Origin of the sequence: Dyella thiooxydans, from assembly GCF_001641285.1 — a bacterium.
In the GTDB taxonomy this organism is placed as follows: Bacteria; Pseudomonadota; Gammaproteobacteria; order Xanthomonadales; family Rhodanobacteraceae; genus Dyella_A; species Dyella_A thiooxydans.
The window spans coordinates 2,608,756-2,634,636 of record NZ_CP014841.1; the positions used below are offsets into that span (position 1 = coordinate 2,608,756).

A 25,881-nucleotide genomic window follows, 5' to 3' on the forward strand; every position below is an offset into this window, starting at 1 on the left:
GCACAGGGTGCGCTCCTACCAAGCAAGCCGCTGTAGGAGCGCACCCTGTGCGCGAACGATGTCGCCATGGAACCCGAGCCGATCGAATACAGGGCGCTCGCTATGCCCCCGCGCAAGCCCCCGCTCAGCCGCCGCCGTCCTCCCGCAACAATCTCGCGGCCAGCCCACCGGCGCGCTGCACCGGTCGATCCAGCGCCGCCGCAACCGCCTCGCCCGTACCCCACAGCTCGACCTGCCGCCTGGCGCGCGACAGGCCGGTGTAGAGCAGCTGGCGCGACAGCAGGCGGTGCTCGGGATCGGGCGGCAGCAGCACCGCGGCGAGGTCGTATTCCGAACCCTGGCTCTTGTGCACGGTGATGGCGAAGCCGCCTTCGTGCGGCGGCAGCGTGCCAGGGGCGAAACTGCGCGCGCTGGCGCGGCCGTGTTCGTCCACCGTCTCGAACCACACCCGCAGCGAACCGTCCGGCTCGGCCAGGCACAGCCCGACATCGCCGTTGTACAGGCGCGCGGCGTAGTCGTTGCGGGTCACCAGCACGGCGCGGCCGGCGTACCAGCTGCGGTCCGGCGGCACGCTCCAGAGCTGCTTCAGGCGCTGCTCGATCCAGCCGTTGAGGGCGAGCGCGCCAAAGCCGTCCTCGCGCAGTGCTGACAGCAGCTGGCGCTGCGCCAGGGCTCGCAAGCCCTGCACGGCGATCGCCGCGCGCGCCTCGGTGTTCGCCTCGTCGCGCGGTGGCAGTTCGGGACGGATCGGCAAGGCCGCCAGCGGCTCGCACCAGGCGGCCAGCGCACGGCGCAGTGCCGCGGCGTCGGCCACCTCGCGCCAGCGCGCATCCTCGCTGGCGGCATCCATCGCCTCGCGCAGCGCGCACCCGTCACCCTCCCGCACGGCCCGGTTGATCGGCACCAGCTGCCGCTCGGCGCGGAAGCTGTGCTCCAGCCGCACCAGGTCGCCGCGCGGATCGGCCTCGAACGCGCTCACCAGATCCATCAGCACCGAGCCGGCGGCGACCGAGGTGAGCTGGTCGGCATCGCCCACCAGCACCAGGGTGGCCTCCGGCCGCACCGCATCGAGCAGGGCGCGCAGCATGGCCAGGTCGACCATCGAGGCCTCGTCCACCACCACCACGTCGGCGGCCAGCGGATGGGCGGCGTCGCAGGTAAAGCGGTTGCGCCGCGGGTCGTAGCCGAGCAGGCGATGCAGGGTCAGCGCCTCGCTGTCGGGAATCGCCGCGAGTGCGCTGCTCCAGCCTTCGTCGAGCTGGGCCGCCAGCGCCTGCTTGCCCTGCCGCAACGACTGCACCAGCCGCTGCGCCGCCTTGCCGGTCGGCGCGGCGACCTGGATCGACAGCGTCGCGCCGGCCGCCTGCCACTGCAGCGCCAGCAGCATGCGCAGCACGGTGGTGGTCTTGCCGGTGCCGGGGCCACCGGTGAGCACGAACAGCCGGCGCCCGGCCACCGCGGCGACCGCCTCGCGCTGGCGCTGCACGGCGTCGGAGCGGTCGCCGTGGAACAGCGTGTCGATCAAGGCCTCGTCGGCCGATGTGGGCACGGCCGCCGCGCGTCGCGTGCGCACCGCGTTCGCCACCGCGACTTCGTGGGCGTGGTTGCGCCACAGATAGAAGCGATCGTCGGCATCGATCACGTACGGCGTCGGTACGTGGCCGTCACCGACCAGCGGTTCGGTGCGCAGCGCGGCCAATGCCTCGGCATCCGGTCGCGGCATGCCGTGACGACCCGGGCCGTCGCCCGACAGCGGCAGAGCCGTATCGCCTTCGCCGTCGGCATAGCTGGCCCACGCGGCCATCTTCGCCAGCAGCGGCGAGCCGCCGTGGCCCAGGGTCCAGCGCAGCACGGCGCGGTCGAGCGGACGCCACGGTGCGTCGGTCGTCAGCTCCAGCGGCGAGGGCACGAAGCGGTAGGCGCTCATGCGGCGGCTCCTTCGAGGCGACCGGCCAGCGCCGCGTCGGCCGCCTCGACCAGCGCATCGTCGAAGCGATGGCGCCAGATGCCGGCCTGTGGCGCCAGCCCCACCGCACGCACGAACAGGTAGATCGCCTCGCCCAGGTGCCGGTCGCGGCGGTAGCCGGACAGGCGCTGACGCAGCATGCGGTCCACCGCCACGGTGTAGAGCAGCGCCTGGAAGCGGTACTGGTGGTCGTCCATCGCCACGCGCAGGGCCTCGGGCGTATAGCCGTCCAGATGGTCACCGAGGTAGTTGCTCTTGTAGTCGAGTACGTGGAAGCGTCCGTCGTGTTCGAGGATCAGGTCGATCTTGCCGGTCATCCGCCCGCGCAGCTGGTTGACCGCGGTGAACGGCACCAGCGCCGGCTCGCCATGGCGCGCGCAGGCCTCGCGCAGCGCAGCCACCGAGGCGCCGTCGAGCACGTAGTGGAACTCCATCTCGGCCAGCTGGCGCTGTGGCATCACCTCGCCGAGCCGCAGGCCGGGCAGCAGTTCGGCCTCGAGGTTGGCCTGCAGGCGCTGTGCGATCCGTTCGATCAGCGCCGGGCGCTCGCGCTCGTCCAGCGGCACGCCGGCGTCGCCCAGTTCGCGGTCGATCAGGCCGAGCTGGCGGGTCATCGGCTCGCCGATGGTGCGGTGCTCGAACATCGCGTGCAGCGCATTGCCGATGTCGGCGCCACGGATCGCCGCCAGCGCCTGCAGCTCCGGATGCGGCGGTGCCGGCTCGGCGACGGGAAGTGCGGTGTCGAGAGCTTCGACCACGGCATCGGCGGCCGGTGCCTCATCGCTGGCGGCGGCATCCTCCAGCGTGCCCTCGTGGGCGCCGCGGACCAGGTTGGAGAAGCTGTAGACGCGCGCGTCCGGATGCGGCGCTGGCTCCCTGCGCGGGATACGTTCGCCCTCTTCCACCGCGTCCGGCGCGAGGCGATGGGCGCGCCAAGGCCAGCCGTCGGTCGACCCGCCGAGCTGCGGCGCCGCCGTTGCCAGATCGAGACCGGCAGCCTGCGCGGCGAGCAGGCGCTCGATCGCCACGTCCAGTGGCGCGCGCTCGGGGTCGCTGGACGGTTTGTCGCTGTTGGCCCGCGCCGGGCGCTCCGGCGGCAGCACGTAGACATGGCAGGCATGCACGGCGCGGGTCAGCGCCACGTAGAGCACGCGGAAGCGCTCGTCCTGGCCCTCGTGGTCGTATTGCGCCTTCGCCGCCTTACCGAAGCCGATCACGCGCCGGCCGCACAGCGGCTCGTCGATCACCGGCAAGGTGTCGTTGGCGTTGCGCGTGTGGTCCCACATCAGCGGCAGGAACACCAGGTTGAACTCCAGGCCCTTGCTGGCGTGCAGGGTCATCAGGCGCACGCGCTGCGCGTCGGACTCGATGCGCAGCTGCTGCTCGTCCGCCGCATCGCCCCCGGCGGCCTCGCCCTCGCGCTGGCGGGCGAACCAGGCCAGCAACTGCTCGCTGCCGTGCAGCTGGTCGGCCTGCGCCTGCAGCAGTTCGCCCAGGTGACGCAGGTCAGTCAGCATGCGCTCGCCGTCGTCGCCGGCCAGCAGCATGCGCGCCGCGTGCTTGATGATCTCGCGCACAGCTGAAAGCACACCTTCCCGTTGCCAGAGTTGTCGCCACTGCTGGAACCGCTGCTCGTAGTCCAGCCATTTTTCGGGCTGCTCGCGCAGCGCCTTCAACGTGTGGAAGCCAAGCCCGTACAGGCGCGTCGCCAGCGCCGCGCGCACCGCGCCCTCGTCGCTGGCGTGGTCGATGCCGTAGAGCAGGATCTGCAGCTCGCGCGCCACGTCCAGCGCGAACACGCTGGAGCGGCCCGCGCCCACGCAGGGCACGCCGAGGCGCTGCAGGCGCGTGCGCAGTTCGGTGATGTCCTGGTTGCCGGGCAGCAGCACCGCGATGTCGCCCGGCTGCACGGCGCGATGGCCGATGCGATGGCGACCGGAGGCCAAGAGCTCGGCGATCTGCCGTGCACAGGCATCCAGCGCCTCGCGCGAACGCGCCGGGACCGACGCCGGAACATCCGGCTGCCAGTGGAGCTGCAGCGGCTGCGCCAGCATTACGCCGTCGACGGTGTATGGCTCGCCGTCGCGGCGGCCGCTGGACTTCACCGGCTCGACGCGGATGCGCCCGTCCGGGTCCGCACTCAGCACTTCACCGGCGACGTCGTAGAACTGGTTCAGCGCCGCGACCATCGCGCGCGAGGAGCGGTGGTTGGTATCCAGCCGCAGCACCTGGTCGGCGCCGTCGGCGGCGCGCAGGTAGGTGTGGATGTCGCCGCCGCGGAAGCGGTAGATCGCCTGCTTGGGGTCGCCGATCATCACCAGCCGCCCACGCGGCACGCCGGCGGCATCGCTGTAGATCGCACGCAGGATGTCGTACTGCTGGCCGTCGGTGTCCTGGAACTCGTCCACCAGCGCCACCGGCCACGCCGAGTGCAGGCGGTCGGCCAGCGCGCGGTCCTCGCGCCTGAGCGCGCTGCCGACGCGGGCGATCAGCTCGTCGAAACTGAGCTGGCCGCGCGCGGCCAGTCGCTCTTCGCGCCAGGCCTGCACCTGCGCCAACCAGCCCTGCCAGGCGCGCACCTCATCGGCCTTGGCGGCGTATTCGAACAGGCGGCCGGCGCGCGTGGCGAAGGCGAGCAAGGCACGTGTCTCCGGTGCGTCCAGCGCCTCGACGGTGAGCTGCTCGCCGGCATCGCTCTCGGCGCCGAGCAGGTTGGCAATGGTCGATGCCTTGGGCAGCTCGCCGCGCTCGTGCAGCCACTGCGCCAATGCCAGCAGCGCGTTCTTCAGCGCGGTCTTGCGCGGCAGGAAATTCGCCTTGTCGGCGGCGAAAGCCGCCAGCGCACCGGCTTGCTCCGCCGGCAACTCGGCTTCCAGGTATGCGGCGTCAGGCGCCCACAAGGCGACGCCCGGCTGCAGGTAGGCCTTGAGCTGGCGACGCAGCGCGGCCAGCGAGGCCGGTGCCTCCGGCACGGCGACCTCGCCCTGCTGCAGCCGCCGCCACAGGTCGGCCGACCACTCGTCCAGCAGCGCCTCGGACGACACCATCTCGCCCAGCTGGAAACCGGCGCCGCTCTCGAAGGGGAAGTCACCGAGAATGCGCCGGCACAGGCTGTGGATCGTGCCGACCGGGGCCAGGTCCAGCTCGGCCTGGGCGAGGCGCAGGCGCAGGCGGTCGCGTTCGGTCTGGGTGGGATCGTCCTGCCAGCGTGCCTGCAGCCAGGCGAGGTCGGGGCCGATGGCGGTGTCGGCGACACCGTCTTGCCAGTCGGCCGCGGCCATCTCGCCCCACACCAGCTTCGCGCGCAGGCGTTCGCGCAGCTCCTGCGCCGCGGCGTCGGTAAAGGTGGTGACGACCACGGCGCGCGGACTCAGGCCCTGCTCCAGCAGCAGGCGCAGGTAGAGCACGGCGATGGTCCAGGTCTTGCCCGTGCCGGCGCTGGCCTCGATCAGGGTGCGGCCGTCGCCGGCCAGCTGCAGCCGGCTCCAGTTGAGCGCGGCGGCGTGTTCGGCGGTGCCGGTCATGCGGTCACCTCGGCGAGCGTGGCCGGGTCGATCAGGCGCGCCAGGCGCGCGGCCAGCGCCTGCAGTTCGGCGTGCTGCGGCTGGCCGTCGGCGAAGTTAGTCTCGCCGGCGAGCAGGCGTGCATAGCCGGGGGCGTAGTCGCGCTCGCCGGTGTTGAAGCCGCCCTCCCAGGCCTGCCGCGCGGCCTCAGGCTTGTCGTCCAGCGCAGCCCAGCTGGTACGCGGGAAATAGGGCAACGGCTGTTGCTGGGCCTGTCGCCAGATTTCCAGCAAACCGGCGACGCGCGCGGCCAGTGCCTCGCGCATCGCCTGTGCGGAGGCCGGATCGGCCGCGAGCATCGCCTCGTCCCAGGCGTTGAACGGCGCACCCAGATCGGTCTTGTCGTCGGCGGTGAATACCGCCACCCGTACCGCGGTCGCCGGATTGGCGGCGAGGCGCAGCAGCGCCCAGTCGAGGAACAGCGGCACGCGCTCGCGGAACGTCAGCGACTCCGGCTTCTTGCCCGGCCAGGCCTCGAACAGCCACAGCGCGTCGCCAGTGACGAACACGCGATCCAGCGCGCCTTCCACCGTGTGCTCGCCCACCGTGAGAGCCAAGGCGCGGGGCTGGCGCTGCGGCAGCGCGCCGGCGAACAGCGGGTGCGCCCGCGCGGTCGCCAGCAGCGCGTTCACCGCGTCGCGCTCGGCGATCCAGGCAGCCAGACCGAGCCGGCCACCGGGCAGCAGGCCGCTCAGCCGCAGCCAGGCCGGGGCCTGCTCCGGCAACTCGAAGCGGCCCTCGCCCAGCGCGTCCAGCAACAATCGGCGACCGACCTGGTCCAGCGCGCTGAAACCCGGCTGCAGCGGCTCGTCGGCCTGCAGGCGGTCGTCCTCCAGCGCATCCAGGCGCACGTGCAGGCGCTGCGCCAGCAGTTGCCGTGCGGGATCGCGGAAATAGGCCTGCACCTCCCGCAGGGCGATCACGCCGGTCTCGTCGTCCGCCGTCGGCGCGTCGGCCGTGCGTTCGAGGAACGGCGCGATCGGCTCGCCGCGCACCATGCCGGCGCTGCCGCCGTCGAAGGTGAACAGGCGCGGATCGCGGCCGTCGAAGTAGCGACGATCGAACGGCTGCAGCGGATGCTTGATGCGCCACGGCCGGTGGATCGTGCGTGGCGTGCCCGGCACCGGCGCCTTGTCGTCCGCGTCGGCGTCAACACCGCGCAGGCCGGCCTGGTCATCCAGGCACTGCAGCAGCTCGGCCAGCGGCGCGGCCGGGTTGCGCGGCTTGCCGTCCCGCACGCCTTCGCCGATGTACGACAGGTGCAGCACCTCGCGCGCGGCCATCACCGTTTCCAGGAACAGGTAGCGGTCGTCGCTGCGCACGTCGCGGTCGCCGAGGCGGCGGTGGTGCTGCATCAGGTCCAGCCCGGCGTCGCCCACGCTGCGCGGGAATTCGCCGTCGTTGAGGCCGAGCACGGCGATCACCCGGAACGGGATCGCGCGCTGCGGGACCATGCCGCAGAAGGTGACGCCGCCGAGCAGGAAGCGCTGGCGCTCCGGCGCGGCGGCGAGCCGTTCGCGCAGCACCTCGCGCACCACCGGAAATTCCAGCAGCGGGTCGAGCCCGCAGTCGGCGGTCTCCACCCGGGTCGCCTGCAGGAAGCGGCGCAGCAGCGACAGCGCATCCACCGCATCGCGGTCGCGCGGATCGATGCGGAACAGCGTGTCGAGCAGGCGCTCCAGCCGCGCGGCCCAGGCCGAGGCGGTGCGCGGTTCGGCCGCGTCGCGATGCAGCTCGGCCAGCGCCAGCAGCAGGCGGTCCAGCGCGCCGAGGATCGCCGCCTGCGGACCGTGCACGCCTTCCACCGGCCACAGCTCGCCGTCCGGCAGGCTCCAGCCCGTGTCGCCGGTGTCGGCGTCGCCCAGCACGTAGCCGGCGAGCAGGCGGTCCATGCCCCAGGCGAAGGTGTGCTCGTCGATGCCGGGCACGCCGAAGCCCTCGCGGAACGCACCGTCCAGCGCCCAGGCCACGCGCCCCTGGCGCAGCCAGCGCGCCAGCGTATCGACATCGCCCTCGCCCAACCCCAGCGCACGTGCCACCTCCGGCACCTGCATCAGGTCGAGCAGCTCCGGCGCGGTGAGCCGCGACTCGGGCACCGCCAGCAGCCGGCTGAACGCGTCGAGCAGCGGATGCGTGCGCGCCACCGCCACGTCGGCCAGGTGGTACGGCAGCGGTCCGTGATGGCGGCCGGCCTCGCCGAACACCGCCGGCAGCAGCGGCACGTAGGCGGCGATGTCCGGCGCCATCACCACGATGTCCGAGGGTTTCAAGTCCGGTCGCGCGGCCAGCTCGGCGAGCAGGGCATCGCGCAGCACTTCGAGTTCGCGCAGCCGGGTGTGGCACAGGTGCACGCGCAGCGAGCGGTCGGCCAGCGCCGCGTCGGTGCCGCCCTGCAACGGGGCGATCGACGCGGGATCGAGCGCGCGCAGGCTTTCCTGCAGCCGCTGCAGCAGGCCGTCGCGCTCGCCCGGCGGCGGCGCCTCGTCCTGCCAGTGGCGCACGTCCATGGCGATGGCGTCGTCGAAGCGCTGCAGGTTCAGCATGAAGTGCTGGCCCATGCGCCCCCAGGCGGCGAGCAGCGGATGCCCCATCTGCAGGAAATGCTGCTCGGACGCCGCGCTGAAATCGGTGCGCGCGGCCACCTCGCGCAGCTGCTCGCGCTCGCCGCGCAGGCCGGCCCAGAACTCGCGGCAGGGATCGGGCACATACAGCACCACCGGACGCAGCTGGCTCACCGCGCCCAGCAGCGCCAGCTCGGCCGGGGCCAGGTGGCTGATGCCGAACAGGTGCAGCGGCTCGTCGCTGGCGTGGCGGGCGGGATCGCGCGCCAGCTCGCGCACCAGCGCCTGCACCCGCTCGCCGCGGTGCGGCAGGCCGATCTCCGCGCGCAGCTGGCGCCACAGCGGTGCCATGAAGGTGGGTTCCGGCAGGTCGTCGCGACCGTGCTCCCAGGCGTCGAGCCAGTCCGGCCGGTAGACCAGGTACTGCGTGTAGAGGCGCGCCAGGCGGTCGGCCAGCTGGTAACGACGGCGCGCCGCGTCGCCACCGGCGAGATAGGCCTGCACGCGGGCGTAGTCGATGTCCGGCAGGTGTTCGTGGATCCGCCAGCGCAGGCGGTCGCGGCGGTATGGCGTGAGCGCCACCGCGCCGCTGCCGAGCACGGTGAGCGCCAGTTCGTCGAGCCAGCTGCTGGGCAGCGAGATGCGCAGGTTGGCGACGATGCCGCCAGTGCCGCGCTTGCGCGCCAGCGCGCCGGCCAGCCAGTGACGCATGCCCGGGTGCGCGGCGATCACCGTCTGCGGCGCCAGCACGTGCGCCGGCGGTGCGCTGTCGAGCAGGGTGAGCAGCGGATCGAGCAGGGCTTCGAGCCGGCTGGCCCGGTAGATCACCAGGCCGCGGTGGAAGTCGTCCGTGGGGGCAGGTCGCATCGTGGGGATGATAGCGGGCGGCAGGGTCCGGCCATCACATCATCGGGCCATCGCAGCCGCTGCGACGGCCGCGCGCATCACCACTCCAGCGGCAGATCCCCAGCGTCCAGATCGGCGTCGGCAGCGGTCGATTCGGCCGCGACACGCTGCAGGCCGCGTTCGGTGTGCTCGCGCGCCTGGCGCAGGGCGATCAGCGCACGCAGGTTGCGCTCGAGTTCGGCCAGGGTGATCGGAAAGAAGCCCGGGTCCCGATCGCCGACCGTCCAGCTGCGCGCGCGATGCGCATCGACCGGTACCACCGCCGCGTGCAGGGCTTCGACCACTTCGTCCGGCTGCACCTCGCCCAGTTCGCAGATCAGGCGCCACAGCCAGTTCAACCGCTGCGGATCGATCCCGCGGTTCATCGGTGGGCGACGATAGGGCAGACGGGCGAGTTCGTGATCGTACATGGCGGTCTCGGACGGGCCTTGCGGTTCGACGCCTGGGCAGCGCCGATCAGCATGTTAACCCGCTTTCACGGGTGCGCGGAGGGGGGCTCGAACGCCAGCACCTGGTCGGTGTAGGTCTCGATCAGCGCGCTGAAGGGGTGCCCCTCTCCATCGAACAGCAGTGCACGGTGCTGCAGCAGGCGCGGCGGTATCGGCAGCAGGCCGGCATGATCGGCCGGCAGTTCGGCGGCCTGCTCCCAGCCGGCCGGCAGCGGCGACCAGAGCAGTTCGGCGGACAACGTGCGGCGGCGGAAATGCAGCGGTCGGACGACCTTGCCGAAGGGCGTGTCGGTGGTCTCCAGGGTGTGGTTCATGGCGGCGGTCAGGCGCGACGGCACGTACCAGTTTTCCGCTTCGGACAATGTGCGCCCGCCGCAGCGCAGCGCGACCCGGCGGTAGGCCACCGGCTCGTCGGCGGCGATGCCGAGCTGCGCGCGCAGATCGTCCGGCAAGGGTCGGGCCGGGCCGTGCACGTGCTCGGCGGTGACCCGGGCGGGCGAGGCCATGCCGTGCGCCGCGCACCAGCGTTCCAGCGTCAGCGTGGCGCTGTCGTGGCTGAGCAGGTCGGCATTGAGGGTCTGCAGCAGGGCCAGCGCCTCGGTGCGTGCCAGCGCGGTGTCGGGCCAGGCCGGCGCCGGCGGCACTCCGTCGGCGTGCACGCCCGCGGCCAGCACACCAGCCAGCAGCACGCCGGCGCCTCCATGACGGACCATGCGACTCACAGCCCCTTCGCCGCCTGGGCCACGGCGCGGAACAGCGCACGGCCCTTGTTCATCGTCTCCTCCCACTCCGACGCCGGGTCTGAGTCGTAGACGATGCCGGCGCCGGCCTGCACGTGCAGGCGGCCGTCCTGGATCACCGCGGTGCGGATGGCGATGGCGGTGTCGGCGTCACCCCACCAGCCAATCCAGCCGATCGCGCCGGCGTAGATGTTGCGCTTGACCGGCTCCAGTTCCTGGATGATCTCCAGCGCGCGGATCTTCGGCGCGCCGCTGACCGTGCCGGCCGGGAAGGTCGCCTTGAGCACGTCCATGTAGGACAGCCCGTCGCACAACTCGCCCTCGACCTGGCTGACGATGTGCATCACGTGCGAGTAACGCTCGACCACGAAGGATTCGCTCACCGTGACGCTGCCGGTGTCGGTGATGCGGCCGACGTCGTTGCGGCCCAGGTCGATCAGCATCACGTGCTCGGCACGCTCCTTCGGATCGGCCAGCAGCTCGGCCTCGAGCGCGGCGTCTCCCGCCTCGTCGGCACCGCGCTTGCGCGTGCCGGCGATCGGGCGCACGACCACCTTGCCGTCCTTCAGCCGTGCCAGGATCTCCGGCGAGGAGCCGACGATCTGCGTGGTGCCGAGGTCGACGAAGTACATGTACGGCGAGGGATTCAGTGCCCGCAGCGCGCGGTACACGTCCACCGGCCGCGCGTTGAAGCCGACGCTGAGCCGCTGCGAGGGCACCACCTGGAAGATGTCGCCGGCGCGGATGTATTCCTTGGCCCGCTCCACCATCGCCTCGAACTCGGCCTTGGTGAAGGAGGATTTGAAGTCGGTCTCGTCCAGCGCCACCGACTGGGTGAGCTGCGGGTAGGACGCCCCACCCTGACGCAGGCGATAGACCAGCGCGTCGAGCCGGCGCTGCGCCTCGGCGTAGGCATGCGGCTGCGACGGGTCGGCATGCACGATCAGGTACAGCCGGCCCTTCAGGTTGTCGAACACGGCGACTTCCTCGGCCAGCATCAGCAGCACGTCGGGCGTACCCAGCTCGTCCGGGCGATCCCACTTCGCCAGCCGCGGCTCGATGTAGCCGATGGTCTCGAAGCCGAAGTAGCCGACCAGGCCGCCGGAGAAGGCCGGCAGCTGCGGCAGCCGCGGCACGTCGTACTGCTGGCGGAGCTTCTCGATCTCGGCCAGCGGGTCGTCCAGGTGGCGGCGCTCGGTGACTTCGCCGGCGTCCTCCACCTCCAGCTCGTGCCCGCGCAGGCGGTACACGCGGCGCGCCGGCAGGCCGATGATCGAATAGCGTCCCCAGGTCGCGCCGCCCTCGACCGACTCGAACAGGAAGGTGTACGGGCCATCGGCCAGCTTCAGGTACACCGACAGCGGCGTGTCGAGGTCGGAAAACACCTCGCGCACCAAGGGAATGCGCGTGTGGCCCTGGGCCACCAGCGCGTCGAATTCGTCGCGGGAAATCACGGGGGAGCGATCCAGGCAGGAAAGACAGCCGCGCCAAGATACCAGCCCGCCGGGGCCGGGGCACGGCGTGCCGGTGGTTGCGACCGCCGGGCTGCGCACCTAGGCTGACCGACGGGGAATCCAGGGGAATGCATCGCTCGCCCTTCGTCAGGATGGCGCCAGGCAGGCGCCGCCGCAGGCCGCTGCCTGCACGAAGGCCGGCATCCCGGACTCCCCGTGCACCTGCTCGCCTACGGTCGGGCGGATCTGTCGTCACCAGGGAAAAAGGAGTGTGCCGGTGAGTAGCGAGGCCAAATACTGGATCGGCCGGAACGGCCAGAAGCACGGACCCTACGGCGAGGCGAGCGTCCGCCAGTGGATCGGCGAAGGCCGCTTCGGCCCGGACACGCTGGTCTGGCGGGAAGGCATGGCGACCTGGCAGCCACTGGCGCAGGTGTTCCCCGACGTGGCACCGGCCCCACCGCCGCCGTTCGACGCTCCGGCCGTATCGCCACCGGGAGGCTTCTTCACCGGCGACCCGTCCGATGCATCCGGGCGGCGCCCCGCGGACCTGCCTGCCCCACCCTCGATGCACTGGGGCGTGCTCCTGCTGCTGGTGATGGTCACCTTCGGCATCTTCGGCCTGATCTGGCCGTTCATCCAGTCCAGCTGGGTGCGCAAGGTCGACCCGCGCAGCCGCGCCACGCTGATGCTCGGGCTGGCCTTCGGCAGCTTCGTTCTCGGCTACGGCATGGTCATCGCCGGCGCGGTACCGCGCGGGGAATCGGCGGGCGGCGCCGCGATGCTTGGGCTGCTGCTGATGATGGCGTACATCGTGCTGTTCGTCGCCGCCTACTTCTCGATGGCCGGATCGCTGGAGCGGCACTTCAACCGCGGGACGCCCACGGTGCGGATCGGCGGCATCACGCTGTTCTTCTTCAACGTCTACTACCTGCAGGGGCAGCTGCGCTGGCTGGCCCGCTGGAAGGAGACCGGCCGCACCGACCCGCCGCCGCCGAAAGGCGTGTTCTACCTGTTGTGGCTGTTCCCCTTCGTGCTGGGCATCCTTGCCGCGATCGCCATTCCGGCCTACCAGAGCTATCTGGTGCGGGCCCAGGTGATGGAAGCATTCTCGGTCGCCCGCAGCGCCGAGGCCGCCGTGGCCGGGTACTACGCCCAGCATGGCGACCTGCCGAAGGACAACACTGACGCGGGACTCGGCGCGGCGGACTCGCTGACGGGCCGCTACGTGTCCGCCGTCGACGTGGACGCGGGCAAGCTGGTGATCCACTTCGACTCGCCGCAGGCGACTGCGACGCTGCGCGGCAGGGCCCTGGTGCTGGAACCGCATGGCGATGGCCAGGGACAATTGCAATGGAGCTGCGACAGCCCCGAGACCACGATCCGCCCGCAGTACCTGCCGATCCGCTGTCGCCCCTGAGGCGACAGACGCGGTACCGCGCCGGGTCGCAGGCCGGCGCGATCCATCCGCGGTCTTGGGTAAGCTTGCGGTCAACCCTCCGAGGAATGCGTGGCGCATGGACACGTACTGCCTGATCCTCACCGGCGAATTCACCGATCCGGACCCCGCGGCCGCTCGTACCCGGCTGGCCGCGGCATTCGGCATGACTTCCGAGGCGTTCGAGCAGAAGGTGTGGCAGCGGGCGCCGCTGATCATTCGCCAGGGCCTCGATGCCGATACCGCGGCGCGCCAGCGCGGGCAGCTCGGCGAGCTGGGCGCACAGGCGGAGACCTTGCCCGGCGGACAGCCGCTGATCTGGCTGCTGCGCGGCGAGCGCATCCTGGGGCCGTTGCCCGCCAGCGTGCTGGACCGGTTCGGCAAGCCGGCCGACCGCTGGTGCCATGACGGTGACGACAGCTGGCAGGATCTGCCGTCGTCGATCATGCCTCCGCCGCTGCCGACCGCTGGCGAACCACCACCGCTGCCGGCGCGGCCGCAACCGCCGAAGGGGTTGCTGCGTCGCCATGGACGCTGGCTGGCGGCTGCGGCGGTCGTGGTTGCGCTGGCCGGCATCTGGCTGCACCTGCGCACGCCTGCCCCGCCCGCCACGCCTCCGGTGCACTACGTCCCACGCCCGCTGCAGCCGATGGCGGCCGCTGCACCGTCCGTGCATTGCCCGGACGCGGCCGGCGCCGCGGCAACTGGCGACGAGGACCGCTTCCTGCTGGCCGGAGGCGAGCGCCAGCTCACCGGCCGCGCCCAGCGCCAAGGCGACAACTATGTCGCCGAAGCGGTGGTCGGGCACGACGACCATTGCCATCCCGATGCGGTGCAGCTGTATGTCTTCCACGACGGCGTGTTCGTCGGCACGCCGCTGGATCCGCCGGTCGACCCACGCCACACCCGGCTCGATTTTTCCCTCGACGCACAAGGCCAGCTCGATTACACGGTGCAGCGCTGCGAGAGCCCCGGCACCTCGTGCAATCCGGCCGAGCACTACCGGGTGCGCCTGCAGCCGAGCGATGGCGGCTGGGCGCTCACCTATGGCGGCGCACCGGGTGCGGCCAGCGTGGAAATCGTCAGCAGGACCGCGCCGAAATACCCGGCAGACGCCGTACGCCAGCGCCACGAGGGCACGGTGCTGCTGGCCTTCACGATCGGCCCGGACGGCAGCCCGCTGGACATCCGGGTGGCGCAGTCGAGCGGCTTCGCGGAACTGGATGCGGCCGCGCTGCAGGCGGCCCGCCAGTGGCGCTTCCGCGCACTGGGACCGGACGGTCACGCCACCACGGCGAGCACCCGCGTACCGGTGCGTTTCCACCTGGACAAGCCTGCGCTATAGCCGCGCGCGCGGCATCCCGTGCAGTTGCAGGGTGAAGGCGACGCCCTGCCCGTCCTCGATGTTGCGTGCCAGCGCCTGCCCACCGTGTCGTTCGGCCACCAGCCGCACCACGTACAGACCCAGGCCCAGATGTGGCGCGTCGCCCGGCGTGGCCTTGTCGCGCAGGCTGACCAGGGAATCGAAAAGCCGCCCCTGCATGGCTTCCGGGAGCGGCGGCCCCTGGTTGGCGAGGGTGATCTCCGCGCCGCGATCGAGCGGACGCAGCTCCAGCCGCAACCAGCCGTCCGCCGGGGTGAACGAGAGCGCGTTGTCGAACAGCTTGTCCAGCGCCTGTGCGATCAGTTCGGGAGCGCCGTGGAACGGCAGCGGCGATGGCGGCAACTCGCAGTCGAAGCGGCGCGTGCCGGCCAGCGTCCGGTACGACTCGGCGCAGCCGCGCACCACCTCTCGCAGGTCCACGTCCTCCGGCTCGGCGGCGGCGATCGCGCGCTCCATCCGGCTGGCCTCGCTCATCGCCCGCACCAGCATGCCCAGCCGGGCGGTGCCGTCGCGGGCACGCGCCAGATAGGACGCCGCATCCGCGGACACGCCACCGTCGGCCTCTAGCGCATGCTCGAGATTGTCCAGCGAGGATTTGACGATCGCGATCGGCGTGTTCAGCTCGTGCGAGAGCTTGGATGCCAGGGTGCGCAGATAGTCGGTATAGCCGCCCACCGCCTCGAACAGCTTCTCGAAGCTGCGCGCGAGATCGCCGACCTCGTCCGGCGCGTCGCTCATCGGGAAGCGGCCACGCTGGAACAGGCCGTCCAGGCGACCGTCGGCCGCCTGGGCCCGCTCCGCCGCATCGCGCAGCTTGCCCAGTCGAAGGCTCAACCGGGTGGCGAACGCGAGCAGGATGCCACCGGCTACCAACAGCACGGCGAAGCTGGTCAGCAGCAGGCCGAACAAGGCCCGGTTCGCCAGCAGCGGCACCGCCCGGCTAGTCTGTTCCAGCAACAGCACGCCGCGCACCTTGCCGCCGCGTTCGATCGGCACGGCTGCGTCGAGCACCACCGAAGCGCGTGTCTCGCCCTCCCGCCAGACCGCCGCCGGTTGTCCGTGTTGCGCCTGGGCGACCTCGGGCGATTCCAGCCGAGGCGTGTCCTGCATCCATGGTTCCGCCGCCTGTACCCGGTCAGCCAGCAGCGAGCGGTAGATCAGCGCCGCGAACCAACCCGGTTGCCTGCCGTCGCCTTCCGGCCGCAACCGCCCGCTGCGCGCCATCAGCCACCCCTGCGGCGACAGCACGCGGGCATAGACATCGTCCGGCGCGAGGCGGGCCAGTTCGGCCGACAGTGCATCGGAATAGGCCAGCAGCGGGCGCTGCTCGACCGCCAGAGGACTGCCGCCATCGGCGGGATCGAACACGCCCACGCCCAGCCCGGTGATGCCGGCGGAACCCGGCAGACGCAGCTCGATGCGGTAGCCACTGCCGTCCTCCTGCCATTGCGCGGCGAACGTGTCCGGCAGCCCGGCGACCGGCGGATCGAGCGCCTGGGCAGTCACCGGGCCCGGGCCGGAACTGGCCAGCAGGTAACGTCGCTGCAGATCGCCCCGGGACAGGGCCAGCACCACGTGATCGGCGCGAAGCACCAGCGGATCACCGATGTCGGCGCGGGTACGCCGGCTGTCGCGCACGTCCAGCCACAGGTAGAGGCCGCTGGCATCCTGCGCCAGCAGCAGCTTGCCGCGCGCCCCCACCGCTTGGCTCCAAGGTGTCAGTGGCGCCCAGTCATCGCCGTAGCCGTCGACCGTGATCGGTGTCTGGGCGGGCTGCACGTACCAGGCCCGATCGCCCTCCGGCAGGCCTGCCCCCGCGACCGCCAGACTGCGCGCCACCGCCCGTGCCGAAGCGGTCAGTGCCTGCGCCTGGCCGTCACGCAACAGGTTCTCCATCTGCCGCACGTACAGCCAGCCGGCCACCGGCAGCGCCAGGGTGCAGAGGGCAACCAGCAGCAGCTTGCGGCGAAGCGTCATGCCTGGTGCACGATCAATGTCTGGCCGCCGTCGGCTGCGTCGCCCCGCGCCGGTAGACGGTGCTGCGGACCACCGCCAGCAGTTCATCCAGCAGCGCACGGCGCTGGCCATCGTCGGCGGCCAGCGTCATCGACCAGCTGAAACGGATACCGGAGGCCTTGCCCGGGTCGCAGAACACGACCATGTCGTCGACGCGGTCGCTGCCTTCGTAGACGTTCGCCGCACAGTGCATCGAGGGATGAGCGATCGGCAGGCTGAGCGCCCGCCCCGTGGGATCGCGGTGCAGGTAGCCGGATCGATCAGCCGCCAATTCGGCGTCCAGCGATGGCAGCTTGGCCGGCCACGCGTTGAGCACCATCACCCGCTGCGGCTCGCCGCTCCACTCCCCGCGATACACCACCGCGTCCACGCCAATGGCGCGGGCGTAGGTGCAGCAGTCGGCCGTCCAACCGTCCGGGGTCCGTGCCATGAGGGTCCAGGCCGCTGTGGCGCCATCGGCCTGTCCACTGGCCACGACCGGTTCGCCGGCGAGCGCCGGGCCAGCCAGGAGCAAGGCGACCGCCAGCACGAGCCACCAGCGCCTCACGGCTTCCATCGATAGCCCACGCCATGCACGGTCTCGATCGCGTCGAACTCCGGCGCCACCGCGACGAATTTCTTGCGGATGCGCTTGATGTGCGAGGTGATGGTTGCGTCGTCGACGACCAGTTCGGCCTCGCGCATCAGCTGGTCGCGGTTCTTCACGTGACCGGGGAAGCGCACCAGCGTGTGCACCATCCAGAATTCGGTGACGGTGAGCGGAATTTCCTCACCGTTCCAGGTGATGCGCATGCGCTCGGACTCGAGCTTGAGCGGGCCGTGCTCGATCACCGTCTCGCTCGCGGCCGGCGCCTGCAGCGAGGCAATGCGGCGAAACAGCGCAGCGATGCGCGCCGCAAGCTGATGCAGGCTGGTGTCCTTGCTGAGGTAATCGTCGGCCCCCAGCCGCAGGCCGGAGATCACGTCGAAATCCGAATCACGCGCGGTGAGGAAGATGATCGGGAGCGTGTCAGATTTGGCACGCAGCTCCCGGCACAGGTCGAAGCCGCCTTCGGGCTCATCGCCCAGGCCGATGTCGATGATCACCAGCTCCGGCAGGCGCATCGCGAAGGCGCTCGATGCCTCCTGCCGCGAGCCGTAGCCGCGAGTGTCATAGCCAAAGCGGTTCAGCGCCTCGACGTAGTTGGCGCGAATGAGCGGTTCGTCCTCGACGATGGCGACGCTGCGTCCCATGGCAGTTTCCCTGTGCAATCCGGATTCGTGTGGCGCGCAGCGTGCATGGCGCGGCAGGTATGCGCAAGCTGCTGGCCGAGGCCGCCCGCAAATTGCCCGAAGTCATCGGGTGAAAGTCCCGCCGCCGCCGCCGTCTCGCCGGGCTTGGGGTGCCAGATACGCCTCAACCGCCCAACGGATATCCGACATGACCAAGACGCTTGACGAAAACACCGACCGCGATGCCGAGCTGCGCGGTTTCGAGCCGCTGCGCGTGATTCTAGCGGTTGGTGGGCTCGTGCTCGGACTGCTGATGGCACTGCACTGAGGAGATCCGCCATGAGCCATTCACATCACCAGGTCGCCCTCTTCGCCACGGATGGCTCGCCACTCCCGGCCGCGCAGGGATGCGCGATGGGAGACCGGGGGCAGGAGCCCGATCCGGACTGGCACCCGCTCTGACCCGCCCTCCATGGACGTTCCTCTTGCTCCCCTCGACGAGGGGAGCTTTTTTTGGGCGACTGCAGAAAGATGAACGGACCGGAACCATTTCGCACCGTACCGATCCAATTCGGCGGATGACGTCGCGCAAGGCCGTGGAACGCTTCCGCCTGGCCAAGCGGCCGGCGGTAGCGCGACGTCCATCCAGGTGATCTCCCTGAACGCGTCCCGCGACGCTTTTCCCGGTGCCCCGGCACCGGGATTTCTTTTTCAGCCGATCGCGGCGCGCATCGCCGAGATGGCGGCGGCGTAGTCGGGAGCATTGAAGATCGCCGAGCCGGCGACGAAGGTGTCCGCGCCGGCCGCAGCGATGGCGCCGATATTGTCGGCGCTCACGCCGCCGTCGATCTCCAGCCGGATCGCGCGGCCGCTGTCGTCGATGCGGCGGCGCACCTCGCGCAGCTTGTCCAGCGCCGAGGGGATGAACTTCTGCCCGCCGAAGCCCGGGTTCACCGACATCAGCAACACGAAGTCGAGCTTGTCCAGCACATGGTCGAGCCAGTTCAGCGGTGTAGCCGGGTTGAACACCAGCCCGGCCTGGCAGCCAGCCTCCCTGATCAGGCCAATGGTGCGGTCGACGTGCTCGCTTGCTTCCGGATGGAAGCTGATCGAATTGGCGCCGGCCTTGGCGAAGTCCGGCACGATGCGGTCGACCGGCTTGACCATCAGGTGCACGTCGATGTGCGCGCTGATGCCGTAGTCGCGCAGCGCCTTGAGCACCATCGGCCCCATCGTCAGGTTGGGCACGTAATGGTTGTCCATCACGTCGAAATGCACCCAGTCGCCGCCGGCGGCGAGCACCCTGGCGGTGTCCTCGCCGAGCCGGGCGAAGTCGGCCGAGAGGATGGACGGGGCGATGATGGGGGACTGCTTGCTCATGGCTTGATCTCTGTAGGAGCGCACCTTGTGCGCGACCGGAACGTGCGGCGTTACCTCTTCGTAGGCTTTTCGCGCACAAGGTGCGCTCCTACGCTGCCGCTTATTTGAAGCCTTTCTCGGCCTTGACGCGTTCGTAGGCCGCGTTGATCTCGCTGGCCCGCGCTTCGGCCTGCCTGCGCATGTCTTCGGGCAGGTCGCCGAGACGGTCCGGGTGGTGCTCGGAAATCAGCTTGCGGTAGGCGCGCTTGATCGCCCGCTCGTCGGCGTCACGCGGGATGCCGAGCACCGCGCAGGGATCGGGACCGCGATTGCTTCGCTGGGGCGGCACGTAGCCGCCGCCACCGTGGCCACCGCGCGGGCCGCCACCCGTGGCATTCCAGGCGTAACCCTTCATCGCCATCAGCGCCATCAGTTCCATGTCGCTGACCCGCATGGCGAAGGCCAGCTGGCGCAGGATCGCCATCTTCTCCGGCGGCGGATTGCCTTCCGCCAGCACCGTCTCGATCACCACGTCGAGTACCGGGAAGGCGTGGTCGCGGCGCAGGCCGACCCAGTCGCGCAGCTCGTGGATCGACCGGGTCACGTCGAATTCCGGCGCCTTGCCGCGGTTGAAGCTGGCGATCGCCTCCTGGCGTTTGCCCTGTTCCAGGCCCATGCGGGTCATCAGCCGCTCGGCGATGGCGATCTCCGCCTCCGACACGCGGCCGTCACTCTTGGCCACGGCCCCGAGCAGCTCGAACAACGGACGAATGAATCCACCGGCCTCCGGCACCGCGCTGCGGCGCTGGCTGTAGCGCATGTTGTCGAGCACGAAACCGATCAGCGCGCCGACGATCGCACCGGGCAGGCCATGGCCCAGGAACAGGCCGACCACCGCGAGCCAGAACGTATAGGTGTAGCTCATGGGCCTGGCGCCACCGGCGTCTGCGCGCTGTACCAGCGGGCGAGCTGGTCCAGTTCCTCGTCGCTGATCGGGCCGATGGCGGCCTTCATCAGCGCCACGTTGCGGCGTCCATCGCGGTACTGGCGCAGCGCTTCGCGCAGGTAGTCCAGACGCTGGCCGGCGAGATTCGGCGCACCGGGTATCTGCGCCATGCCGTGCTCGCCATGGCAGGCGGCGCAAAGCCCGAGGCGGGCGGGTTTCGGGGGCATTTCGGCCCGGAGCGGCGTGGCGGCAGCGGCCAGGCCCAGCGCCACGATCAGGACGTTTCGCATCGGCAACACATGGGGTTGGAGACGCGTCAGTCTAGCAGCCGGCCGCGCGGTGCGACCCGGCGCACCCGCTACACTATGCCGCGCCCGCCCTACCCGGAACCGAATCGTGCCCACCACCCTTTCCCAATCGAACCTGCCCGGCCTGGAGCTGATCCATCGCGGCAAGGTGCGCGACGTCTACGCGCTGACTGGCAACCGCCTGCTGATCGTGGCCACCGACCGGTTGTCCGCGTTCGACGTGGTGCTGCCGGACCCGATCCCGGGCAAGGGTGAGATGCTTACCCAGATCTCCAACTTCTGGTTCGGCAAGACCGCCCACCTGGTGCCGAACCACCTGCTCGACGTGCCGCTGGCCGAGGTGCTGCCGGCCGGCACCGATCTGGCGCTGTACGCGAAGCGCGCCGTGGTCACCCGCCGGCTCAAGCCGGTGCCGGTGGAGGCGATCGCCCGCGGCTACCTGATCGGCTCGGGCTGGAAGGACTACCAGCGCACCGGCGCCGTCTGCGGCATTGCCCTCCCGGCAGGCCTGAAGCAGGCGCAGCAGTTGCCGGAACCGATCTTCACCCCGTCGACCAAGGCCGCCGTGGGCGACCACGACGAAAACGTGAGCTTCGATGCGGTGGTCGACGCGGTCGGTCGCGAGCTGGCCGACAAGGTCCGCGAGGCCACGCTGGCGATCTACCGCTGGGCCGCCGGCTATGCCGCCGAGCGCGGCATCATCCTGGCCGACACCAAGCTGGAGTTCGGCACCGACGAGGACGGCAAGCTGTACGTGATGGACGAGATGCTCACGCCCGACTCCTCGCGCTACTGGCCGGCCGACCAGTACCGGGTGGGCATCAGCCCACCCAGCTACGACAAGCAGTTCGTGCGCGACTACCTGGAAACGCTGGACTGGAACAAGACCGCGCCCGGCCCGCACGTGCCGCCGGAGGTGATCGCCGGCACCTCGGCCAAGTACGCCGAGGCGCTGCAGCGGCTGGCCGGCATCACCATCGACTGAAGCAACCTGGGGGAGGTACGCCATGCGCACCATGCAGGACTGGCTGGACAGCTACAGCGCCGATCACCAGAACCCGATCAACCAGCGCCTGCACTGGCTCTGCGTACCGCCGATCGTCTGGAGCGTCACGGCACTGCTGTGGACGATTCCGGTACCGGCGCGCTTCCTGCAGCCTGGTGCGTGGGCCGTACTGGTCATGGTGGCGGCCTTCGCCTGGTACTGGAAGCGCTCGCACCGGCTGGGGATCGCCCTGTTGCTGGCCTTCGCCGTGCTGGCCGTGTTCACCGGCTTCCTGTTCAACCGGCTCGGCGCCGCCCAGCTGCGTTGGCTGGCGATCGCGGTATTCGTGGTCGCCTGGATCGGCCAGTTCGTCGGCCACATGTACGAAGGGCGCCGCCCCAGCTTCCTCACCGACCTGTCCTACCTGCTGGTCGGGCCTGCGTGGCTGATGGAAAAACTGCTTCGCCGGATCGGGTTCAGGGCTTCTCCATGACGCTGCTGACCCTGCTGAGCACCCTCGTCTGGTGGGTGCTGTACGGCTCCATCCTCGCCCTCTTCGCCACCCTCATCGCCTGGCCTGTGCTGCGCTGGATCGAGCGCGCCAACGTGGTGTTCAACCGTGTGTATCTCGCCTGCCTGCTGTGGACGCTGGCCGGCATGGCGATGGTCGCCGGCGTGGCGTTGTACGAGGGCCACGTGCGTCCGCCCTTTGCTCCGCTGCTGGCCTCCGGCGGACTTCGCATCGCACTGGTGGTGGACATGCTGCTCGGCGCGGCCCTGCTCTGGCGACTGATCCCACGCAGCGATGCCCGCCGTATCCGTCCGACCAGCGCCTGCCTGGCGGTGGCGACGGTGATGGCGGTGACCTTCGGCATCGCCACCAGCCTGGCCTGACCCAACCCCCGGCGCGGCGTCAGCCGTGCATCGATGCCGTCATGCCGCCGAGCATCGTCACCATGGCCACACCGAGCGCCAGCCCCGCGACAATGCACAAGCCGGTGTAGACCAGCTGGACCAGGCTGGCCCTCGGAAAGCCGATGCGCTGTCCTTCACGTCCCGGCAGCAGCAGGTTGACCATCGCCGCACCGATCAGGAACTGCACGACCAGCCCGAGCAGGCGGCCGTCGCCACCGATCGCGCGTGCCAGGCCGAGCGCCACGGCGGAACTGGCTGCGGTCAGCACTACCGCGCCGAAGGAGCGCAGCAGCGAGGGCATGTAGCCCATCACCCAGCGAAACGACAAGGCCTGCAGCAGGGCCGCGATCAGCAGGCCCAGTCCGATCACCACGAATACGGCCAGCAGGCTCATGCCCGCGATGACTCCGAACAAGCTGCCCATTCCACGTTCTCCAAGTGGATGCCATGCACGCCCCGTCCCTGGATGATGGCCCGCCCAGCGTAGCGCAGAGGTGAGTGGCGACGGAACGTCAGCCGTTGCTCTGGCGCTCCAGCCAGCGCCAGCCATAGAAGGCCGGCACCCCCAGCGCGATGATCAGCAGGCTCATGCCCGCATCGCGCGGCGCATGGATCGAGGTCACCACGATCACGCCGAGCACGGTGCCGACGAACAGCAGCGGCAGCACCGGGTAGAACGGCACCCGGTAGGGCGACGGCTCCTGCGCCAGATGGCGTCGGTACCAGAACAGCGTGGCGATGCCGAAAGCATGCGCCAGCCACTCGCCGACCGTGGTGTAGTCCAGCAACTGGCCGAAGCTGCCGGAGAGGGTCAGCACGATCGCCCACGCGCCCAGCGTGGCCAGTGCGACCTGGGGAGCCCGGCTGGTGCGGTCGATCCGGCCGACTGCACTGAAGAACATGCCGTCCTTGCCCATGGTCTGAAGCACGCGCGCGCCACCGGCAATGGCGATCGCGCAGTAGCCGAAAGTGGAGCAGGCGATGCCCACGGCCATCAGGGTCGCGCCGCTGGGTCCCATCAGGTTGCGCAGCAGGTCGGCGGCCGGCGCAGAGCTGGCGGCCAGACCGGCATGACCGAGGCCCGCCAGATAGGCGAAGTTGACCAGCAGATAGCTGCCCACCACGCCAGCCATGCCCAGCGAGAGGGCCCGCGGCAAGGTGCGCTGCGGCTCGCGCACTTCGCCCGCCAGGTCGTTGAGGTAATGGAAACCACCGTAGGCGAACAGCACCGGAAGCAGCGCCCCGAGAAAGGCCCCCGCCGAGGCCGGGTGCACCGGATCCGCCGCCAGCGCGCCGCCGAGGTGGCCACGGGCCAGGATCAGTCCCACCACCACCAGCAGCGCGATCGCGGCCAGCTTGAGCACGGTGAACAGGTTCTGCACCCAGGCACCAGCGCGGATGCCGAAGAAGTTGATGCCGACGATGAAGGCGATCGCCCCCACCGCCACCGGCTTGATGAAGCCGGCCGGAAAACCCAGCGCGGCGCAGAAATAGTCGGCGAACGTGGTGGCCACGGCAGCCACGCTGCCGGGATAGTTGATCAGCGCCATGGTCCAGCCGAACAGGAACGCCGGCAGCTTGCCGAACGCTTCGCGCAGGTAGACATAGGTACCGCCGGCCTGCGGGCGCCGCGCGCCGAGCTCGGCATAGCAGAGCACCCCGGCGAGGGTGAGCAGGCCGCCGATCCCCCATAGCAGCAGCACCTGCCATCCGGCCGACGTGCGTTCGGCCACGGTCGATGGCGTACGGAAGATGCCCGCGCCGATGACACCACCAATCACGATCGATGCGGCATCCCATACACCCAGGCGACGCAGGTAGGACGGAGCGGTGGACTCTTGGGTCATGAATAGGGCGATCAGCGAACGATGACGAGAACGCATAGCCTGACACGATGCTTCCGGTTTGTGCGGCCCGGGCATCGCCGTCCGGGCATGTGAAGGAATTCCGGCGTCACGTGTAAACATCCCAGAAGGCCGCACGGGAGCGGCCCCAAGGAGAGCCCGCATGATGTTGTATCGATGGACAGCCGCCCTCGTTCTTGCACTGCTGGCAGGCTGCCAGGCGCACCCCGGCGGCGCTCCGGCACAGGCATCGGAGATGACGCTGAAGATCTACCCGGTGGCGCCATCACAGGCACCGCGTCTGGCCTCGGCACTCGGCGGCGTGCTCGACATCCGCACGGCGCGGATTACGGCCCCGTCACCGGACAAACTGCTGGTCTACGCGCCAGGCTCGGCGCAAGCCTCGATCGGAGCTGCATTGGCAACCCTCGAGAAAGCGCCAGCGAATCGCGGCGAATCGCTACTTCAGGCCCGTTTCTGGGTGATCGACGGCAACGCCGGCGAGAGCAAGGACGATCCGCAGCTCAAGGCACTGGAACCAGCGCTGGCACCGCTTCGTCAAGCGCTGGGGCCGATGCATTTCCGCCTCGACCAGGCGGTATCGAACACCCTGGGCTACGACCACCGTGCGGTCCTGAGCGGGGGCGACGGCAAGGTGTTCGGTCTGGAGGCCAGCCCTGCCCAAGGGGATACCGTCGACCTGCAAGTGAACTACGAGGACCATGCCAGCCATGATTCCGGTATCCGGAAGCTCTCCACCCGACTCGATGCGCGTCTGGGCCAGACCATCGTACTCGGCCAGGCGCCGATGCCATGCCCTCACGCGGAGCCGATCAAGGGCACCCGCATCGTGCAGCAGAGCCTTTCGCCATGCACCCGAGGCGCCACGCTGCGCCTGCTGGTGCTGCGCGTCGATGCCGCAGCTGCACACTGAGCCGCGCCCGTGGCTCTGCGCGAGGACGCGCTTTATGCCAGCTACCGCCGGTTGGAGAAACCTTTGTTCAACGTCCTATATCGCCAGTTGTGGCAGACACAGGACTGCCAGGACCTGATCCATGACGCCTATTTGCGGATATGGGAGCGACGGGACAACGTCGAGCCAACGACGCTGGACGCGTTGGTGTGGACCACGGCGCTCAACCTTGCGAAGAACCGTCTGCGCTGGCGTGCGTTGCGCCGCTTCGAACCGCTGAGTGAGGATACGGGGATGCTGGCACAGCAGGGCGAGCAGGATTTCCTCGCCACGCGGCAGTTGCACCGCGCCCTGCGACAACTCCCGCGGGTATCGCAGCAGGTGCTGCTGCTTTCCGAATTTTCCGGGCTCCGGGATGCCGAGATCGCCGGGGTACTCGGCATTCCAGCCGGCACCGTAGCCTCGCGCAAGTACGCAGCGCGAGCGCGCCTGAAACAGCTGATGGAGCTGACCATCCATGCATGAGCCACACGCCCTGTTGCCATGGCTTGAGCCCCCGGGCGGTGGCCTGCGGCGTTTGCAGGCCGCCATTTCGGAGCAGCCCGACAGCGCGCCGCATCGGCATCGCTCCAGACGTCTTGCCCTGATCGGCGCCGGGCTGGCCATGACCATGACGGTCGGCGCAATGGTCTTGCCCGGTATCTGGCATCGCCAGCAGCAATCGCGCGCCTTCACTGCCGCGATCGCCGCCGCCCTGGCTGGCCCGAAACAGGACATCGTGGTAGCCGACGGTGCAGCCCTCGCCATTCACAGCGGTCGACCCGATATCCGGGTATATCTGGTGACCACCAGGGTGTCCGCTGAACCGGAACGCGCACCCACGCCATCACGACGCTGAGAATGCCCTGATCCATCCCGGGTG

22 protein-coding genes are annotated in these 25,881 nt (G+C 70.2%); 8 read left to right on the plus strand and 14 right to left on the minus strand.

The window, feature by feature from the left end; all coding sequences use genetic code 11:
• Positions 1-124: 124 nt before the first annotated feature.
• The 6 genes from recD to trpE all read right to left on the minus strand — a co-directional run bounded on the left by recD (position 125) and on the right by trpE (position 11,639).
• Positions 125-1,927: an exodeoxyribonuclease V subunit alpha gene (recD, locus tag ATSB10_RS11915; protein WP_063673020.1), complete on the minus strand. Its 1,803-nt coding sequence runs from the start codon at positions 1,925-1,927 to the stop codon at positions 125-127.
• Positions 1,924-5,490 carry a UvrD-helicase domain-containing protein gene (locus ATSB10_RS11920; protein ID WP_063673021.1) on the minus strand — a complete coding sequence of 1,189 codons (3,567 nt, stop codon included), beginning with the start codon at positions 5,488-5,490 and terminating at the stop codon, positions 1,924-1,926. The genes recD and ATSB10_RS11920 overlap by 4 nt, the downstream gene beginning before the upstream one ends.
• Positions 5,487-8,957, minus strand: coding sequence for an exodeoxyribonuclease V subunit gamma (gene recC / locus ATSB10_RS11925; protein ID WP_063673022.1), 3,471 nt, complete (start codon positions 8,955-8,957; stop codon positions 5,487-5,489). Before recC ends, ATSB10_RS11920 begins: the two co-directional genes overlap by 4 nt.
• Positions 8,958-9,034: 77 nt before the next feature.
• The gene (locus ATSB10_RS11930; protein ID WP_157469212.1) at positions 9,035-9,406 is read right to left on the minus strand and encodes a hypothetical protein; all 372 of its coding nucleotides are present in this window, start codon (positions 9,404-9,406) and stop codon (positions 9,035-9,037) included.
• 65 nt (positions 9,407-9,471) lie between these two features.
• Positions 9,472-10,158 (minus strand): hypothetical protein, encoded by a 687-nt coding sequence (locus ATSB10_RS11935; protein ID WP_063673024.1) that lies wholly within the window; start codon positions 10,156-10,158, stop codon positions 9,472-9,474.
• Between the two features lie 5 nt (positions 10,159-10,163).
• Positions 10,164-11,639 carry an anthranilate synthase component I gene (trpE, locus tag ATSB10_RS11940; RefSeq protein ID WP_063673025.1) on the minus strand — a complete coding sequence of 492 codons (1,476 nt, stop codon included), beginning with the start codon at positions 11,637-11,639 and terminating at the stop codon, positions 10,164-10,166.
• A 277-nt stretch (positions 11,640-11,916) separates the two neighbouring features.
• Between trpE and ATSB10_RS18985 the strand changes: the two genes are divergently transcribed.
• Together ATSB10_RS18985 and ATSB10_RS19730 are read left to right on the plus strand one after the other, a co-directional pair.
• A complete protein-coding gene (locus ATSB10_RS18985) occupies positions 11,917-13,059 on the plus strand; it encodes a pilin (protein WP_157469216.1) in 1,143 nt (380 codons plus the stop codon).
• Between the two features lie 97 nt (positions 13,060-13,156).
• On the plus strand, positions 13,157-14,422 hold the full coding sequence (locus tag ATSB10_RS19730; RefSeq protein ID WP_063673026.1) for an energy transducer TonB: 1,266 nt from the start codon (positions 13,157-13,159) through the stop codon (positions 14,420-14,422).
• Here ATSB10_RS19730 and ATSB10_RS11955 read toward each other — a convergent pair.
• From ATSB10_RS11955 to ATSB10_RS11980, 6 genes are all read right to left on the minus strand, one after another.
• Entirely contained in the window at positions 14,417-16,438 is a 2,022-nt protein-coding gene (locus ATSB10_RS11955) for an ATP-binding protein (RefSeq protein WP_063673027.1), read from the minus strand. The two genes, ATSB10_RS19730 and ATSB10_RS11955, sit on opposite strands and share 6 nt — an antisense overlap.
• 13 nt (positions 16,439-16,451) lie before the next feature.
• Positions 16,452-17,033: a hypothetical protein gene (locus tag ATSB10_RS11960; RefSeq protein ID WP_063673028.1), complete on the minus strand. Its 582-nt coding sequence runs from the start codon at positions 17,031-17,033 to the stop codon at positions 16,452-16,454.
• The gene (pdsR, locus tag ATSB10_RS11965) at positions 17,021-17,710 is read right to left on the minus strand and encodes a proteobacterial dedicated sortase system response regulator (RefSeq protein ID WP_017463644.1); all 690 of its coding nucleotides are present in this window, start codon (positions 17,708-17,710) and stop codon (positions 17,021-17,023) included. Before pdsR ends, ATSB10_RS11960 begins: the two co-directional genes overlap by 13 nt.
• A gap of 690 nt (positions 17,711-18,400) precedes the next feature.
• Positions 18,401-19,069 (minus strand): ribulose-phosphate 3-epimerase, encoded by a 669-nt coding sequence (gene rpe, locus ATSB10_RS11970; RefSeq protein ID WP_063673029.1) that lies wholly within the window; start codon positions 19,067-19,069, stop codon positions 18,401-18,403.
• Positions 19,070-19,169: 100 nt separating this feature from the next.
• Positions 19,170-19,973: a co-chaperone DjlA gene (gene djlA / locus ATSB10_RS11975; protein WP_063673030.1), complete on the minus strand. Its 804-nt coding sequence runs from the start codon at positions 19,971-19,973 to the stop codon at positions 19,170-19,172.
• A complete protein-coding gene (locus ATSB10_RS11980) occupies positions 19,970-20,284 on the minus strand; it encodes a c-type cytochrome (protein ID WP_063673031.1) in 315 nt (104 codons plus the stop codon). The genes djlA and ATSB10_RS11980 overlap by 4 nt, the downstream gene beginning before the upstream one ends.
• A gap of 106 nt (positions 20,285-20,390) precedes the next feature.
• Here ATSB10_RS11980 and ATSB10_RS11985 point away from each other — a divergent pair, with 106 nt between their 5' ends.
• The 3 genes from ATSB10_RS11985 to ATSB10_RS11995 are packed head-to-tail and all read left to right on the plus strand — an operon-like array spanning position 20,391 to position 22,181.
• A complete protein-coding gene (locus ATSB10_RS11985; protein ID WP_063673032.1) occupies positions 20,391-21,287 on the plus strand; it encodes a phosphoribosylaminoimidazolesuccinocarboxamide synthase in 897 nt (298 codons plus the stop codon).
• 22 nt (positions 21,288-21,309) lie between these two features.
• Positions 21,310-21,780: an Mpo1 family 2-hydroxy fatty acid dioxygenase gene (locus ATSB10_RS11990; RefSeq protein WP_063673033.1), complete on the plus strand. Its 471-nt coding sequence runs from the start codon at positions 21,310-21,312 to the stop codon at positions 21,778-21,780.
• Positions 21,777-22,181, plus strand: coding sequence for a hypothetical protein (locus ATSB10_RS11995; RefSeq protein WP_063673034.1), 405 nt, complete (start codon positions 21,777-21,779; stop codon positions 22,179-22,181). The genes ATSB10_RS11990 and ATSB10_RS11995 overlap by 4 nt, the downstream gene beginning before the upstream one ends.
• A 19-nt stretch (positions 22,182-22,200) precedes the next feature.
• Here ATSB10_RS11995 and ATSB10_RS12000 read toward each other — a convergent pair whose 3' ends face one another.
• Together ATSB10_RS12000 and ATSB10_RS12005 are read right to left on the minus strand one after the other, a co-directional pair.
• Complete coding sequence (locus ATSB10_RS12000) at positions 22,201-22,626, minus strand: hypothetical protein (protein WP_063673035.1); 426 nt, start codon at positions 22,624-22,626, stop codon at positions 22,201-22,203.
• Positions 22,627-22,714: 88 nt separating this feature from the next.
• Positions 22,715-24,049, minus strand: a complete 1,335-nt coding sequence (locus ATSB10_RS12005; protein ID WP_063674469.1) for an APC family permease — start codon at positions 24,047-24,049, stop codon at positions 22,715-22,717.
• Between the two features lie 160 nt (positions 24,050-24,209).
• Here ATSB10_RS12005 and ATSB10_RS12010 point away from each other — a divergent pair, with 160 nt between their 5' ends.
• Genes ATSB10_RS12010 through ATSB10_RS12020 form a run of 3 tightly spaced genes read left to right on the plus strand, consistent with a single transcriptional unit; the run spans position 24,210 to position 25,857 of the window.
• Positions 24,210-24,980 carry a hypothetical protein gene (locus ATSB10_RS12010; protein ID WP_157469220.1) on the plus strand — a complete coding sequence of 257 codons (771 nt, stop codon included), beginning with the start codon at positions 24,210-24,212 and terminating at the stop codon, positions 24,978-24,980.
• A gap of 9 nt (positions 24,981-24,989) precedes the next feature.
• Positions 24,990-25,484: an RNA polymerase sigma factor gene (locus tag ATSB10_RS12015; protein ID WP_063673037.1), complete on the plus strand. Its 495-nt coding sequence runs from the start codon at positions 24,990-24,992 to the stop codon at positions 25,482-25,484.
• Positions 25,477-25,857: a hypothetical protein gene (locus ATSB10_RS12020; protein ID WP_063673038.1), complete on the plus strand. Its 381-nt coding sequence runs from the start codon at positions 25,477-25,479 to the stop codon at positions 25,855-25,857. Before ATSB10_RS12015 ends, ATSB10_RS12020 begins: the two co-directional genes overlap by 8 nt.
• The last annotated feature ends 24 nt before the right edge of the window (positions 25,858-25,881 follow it).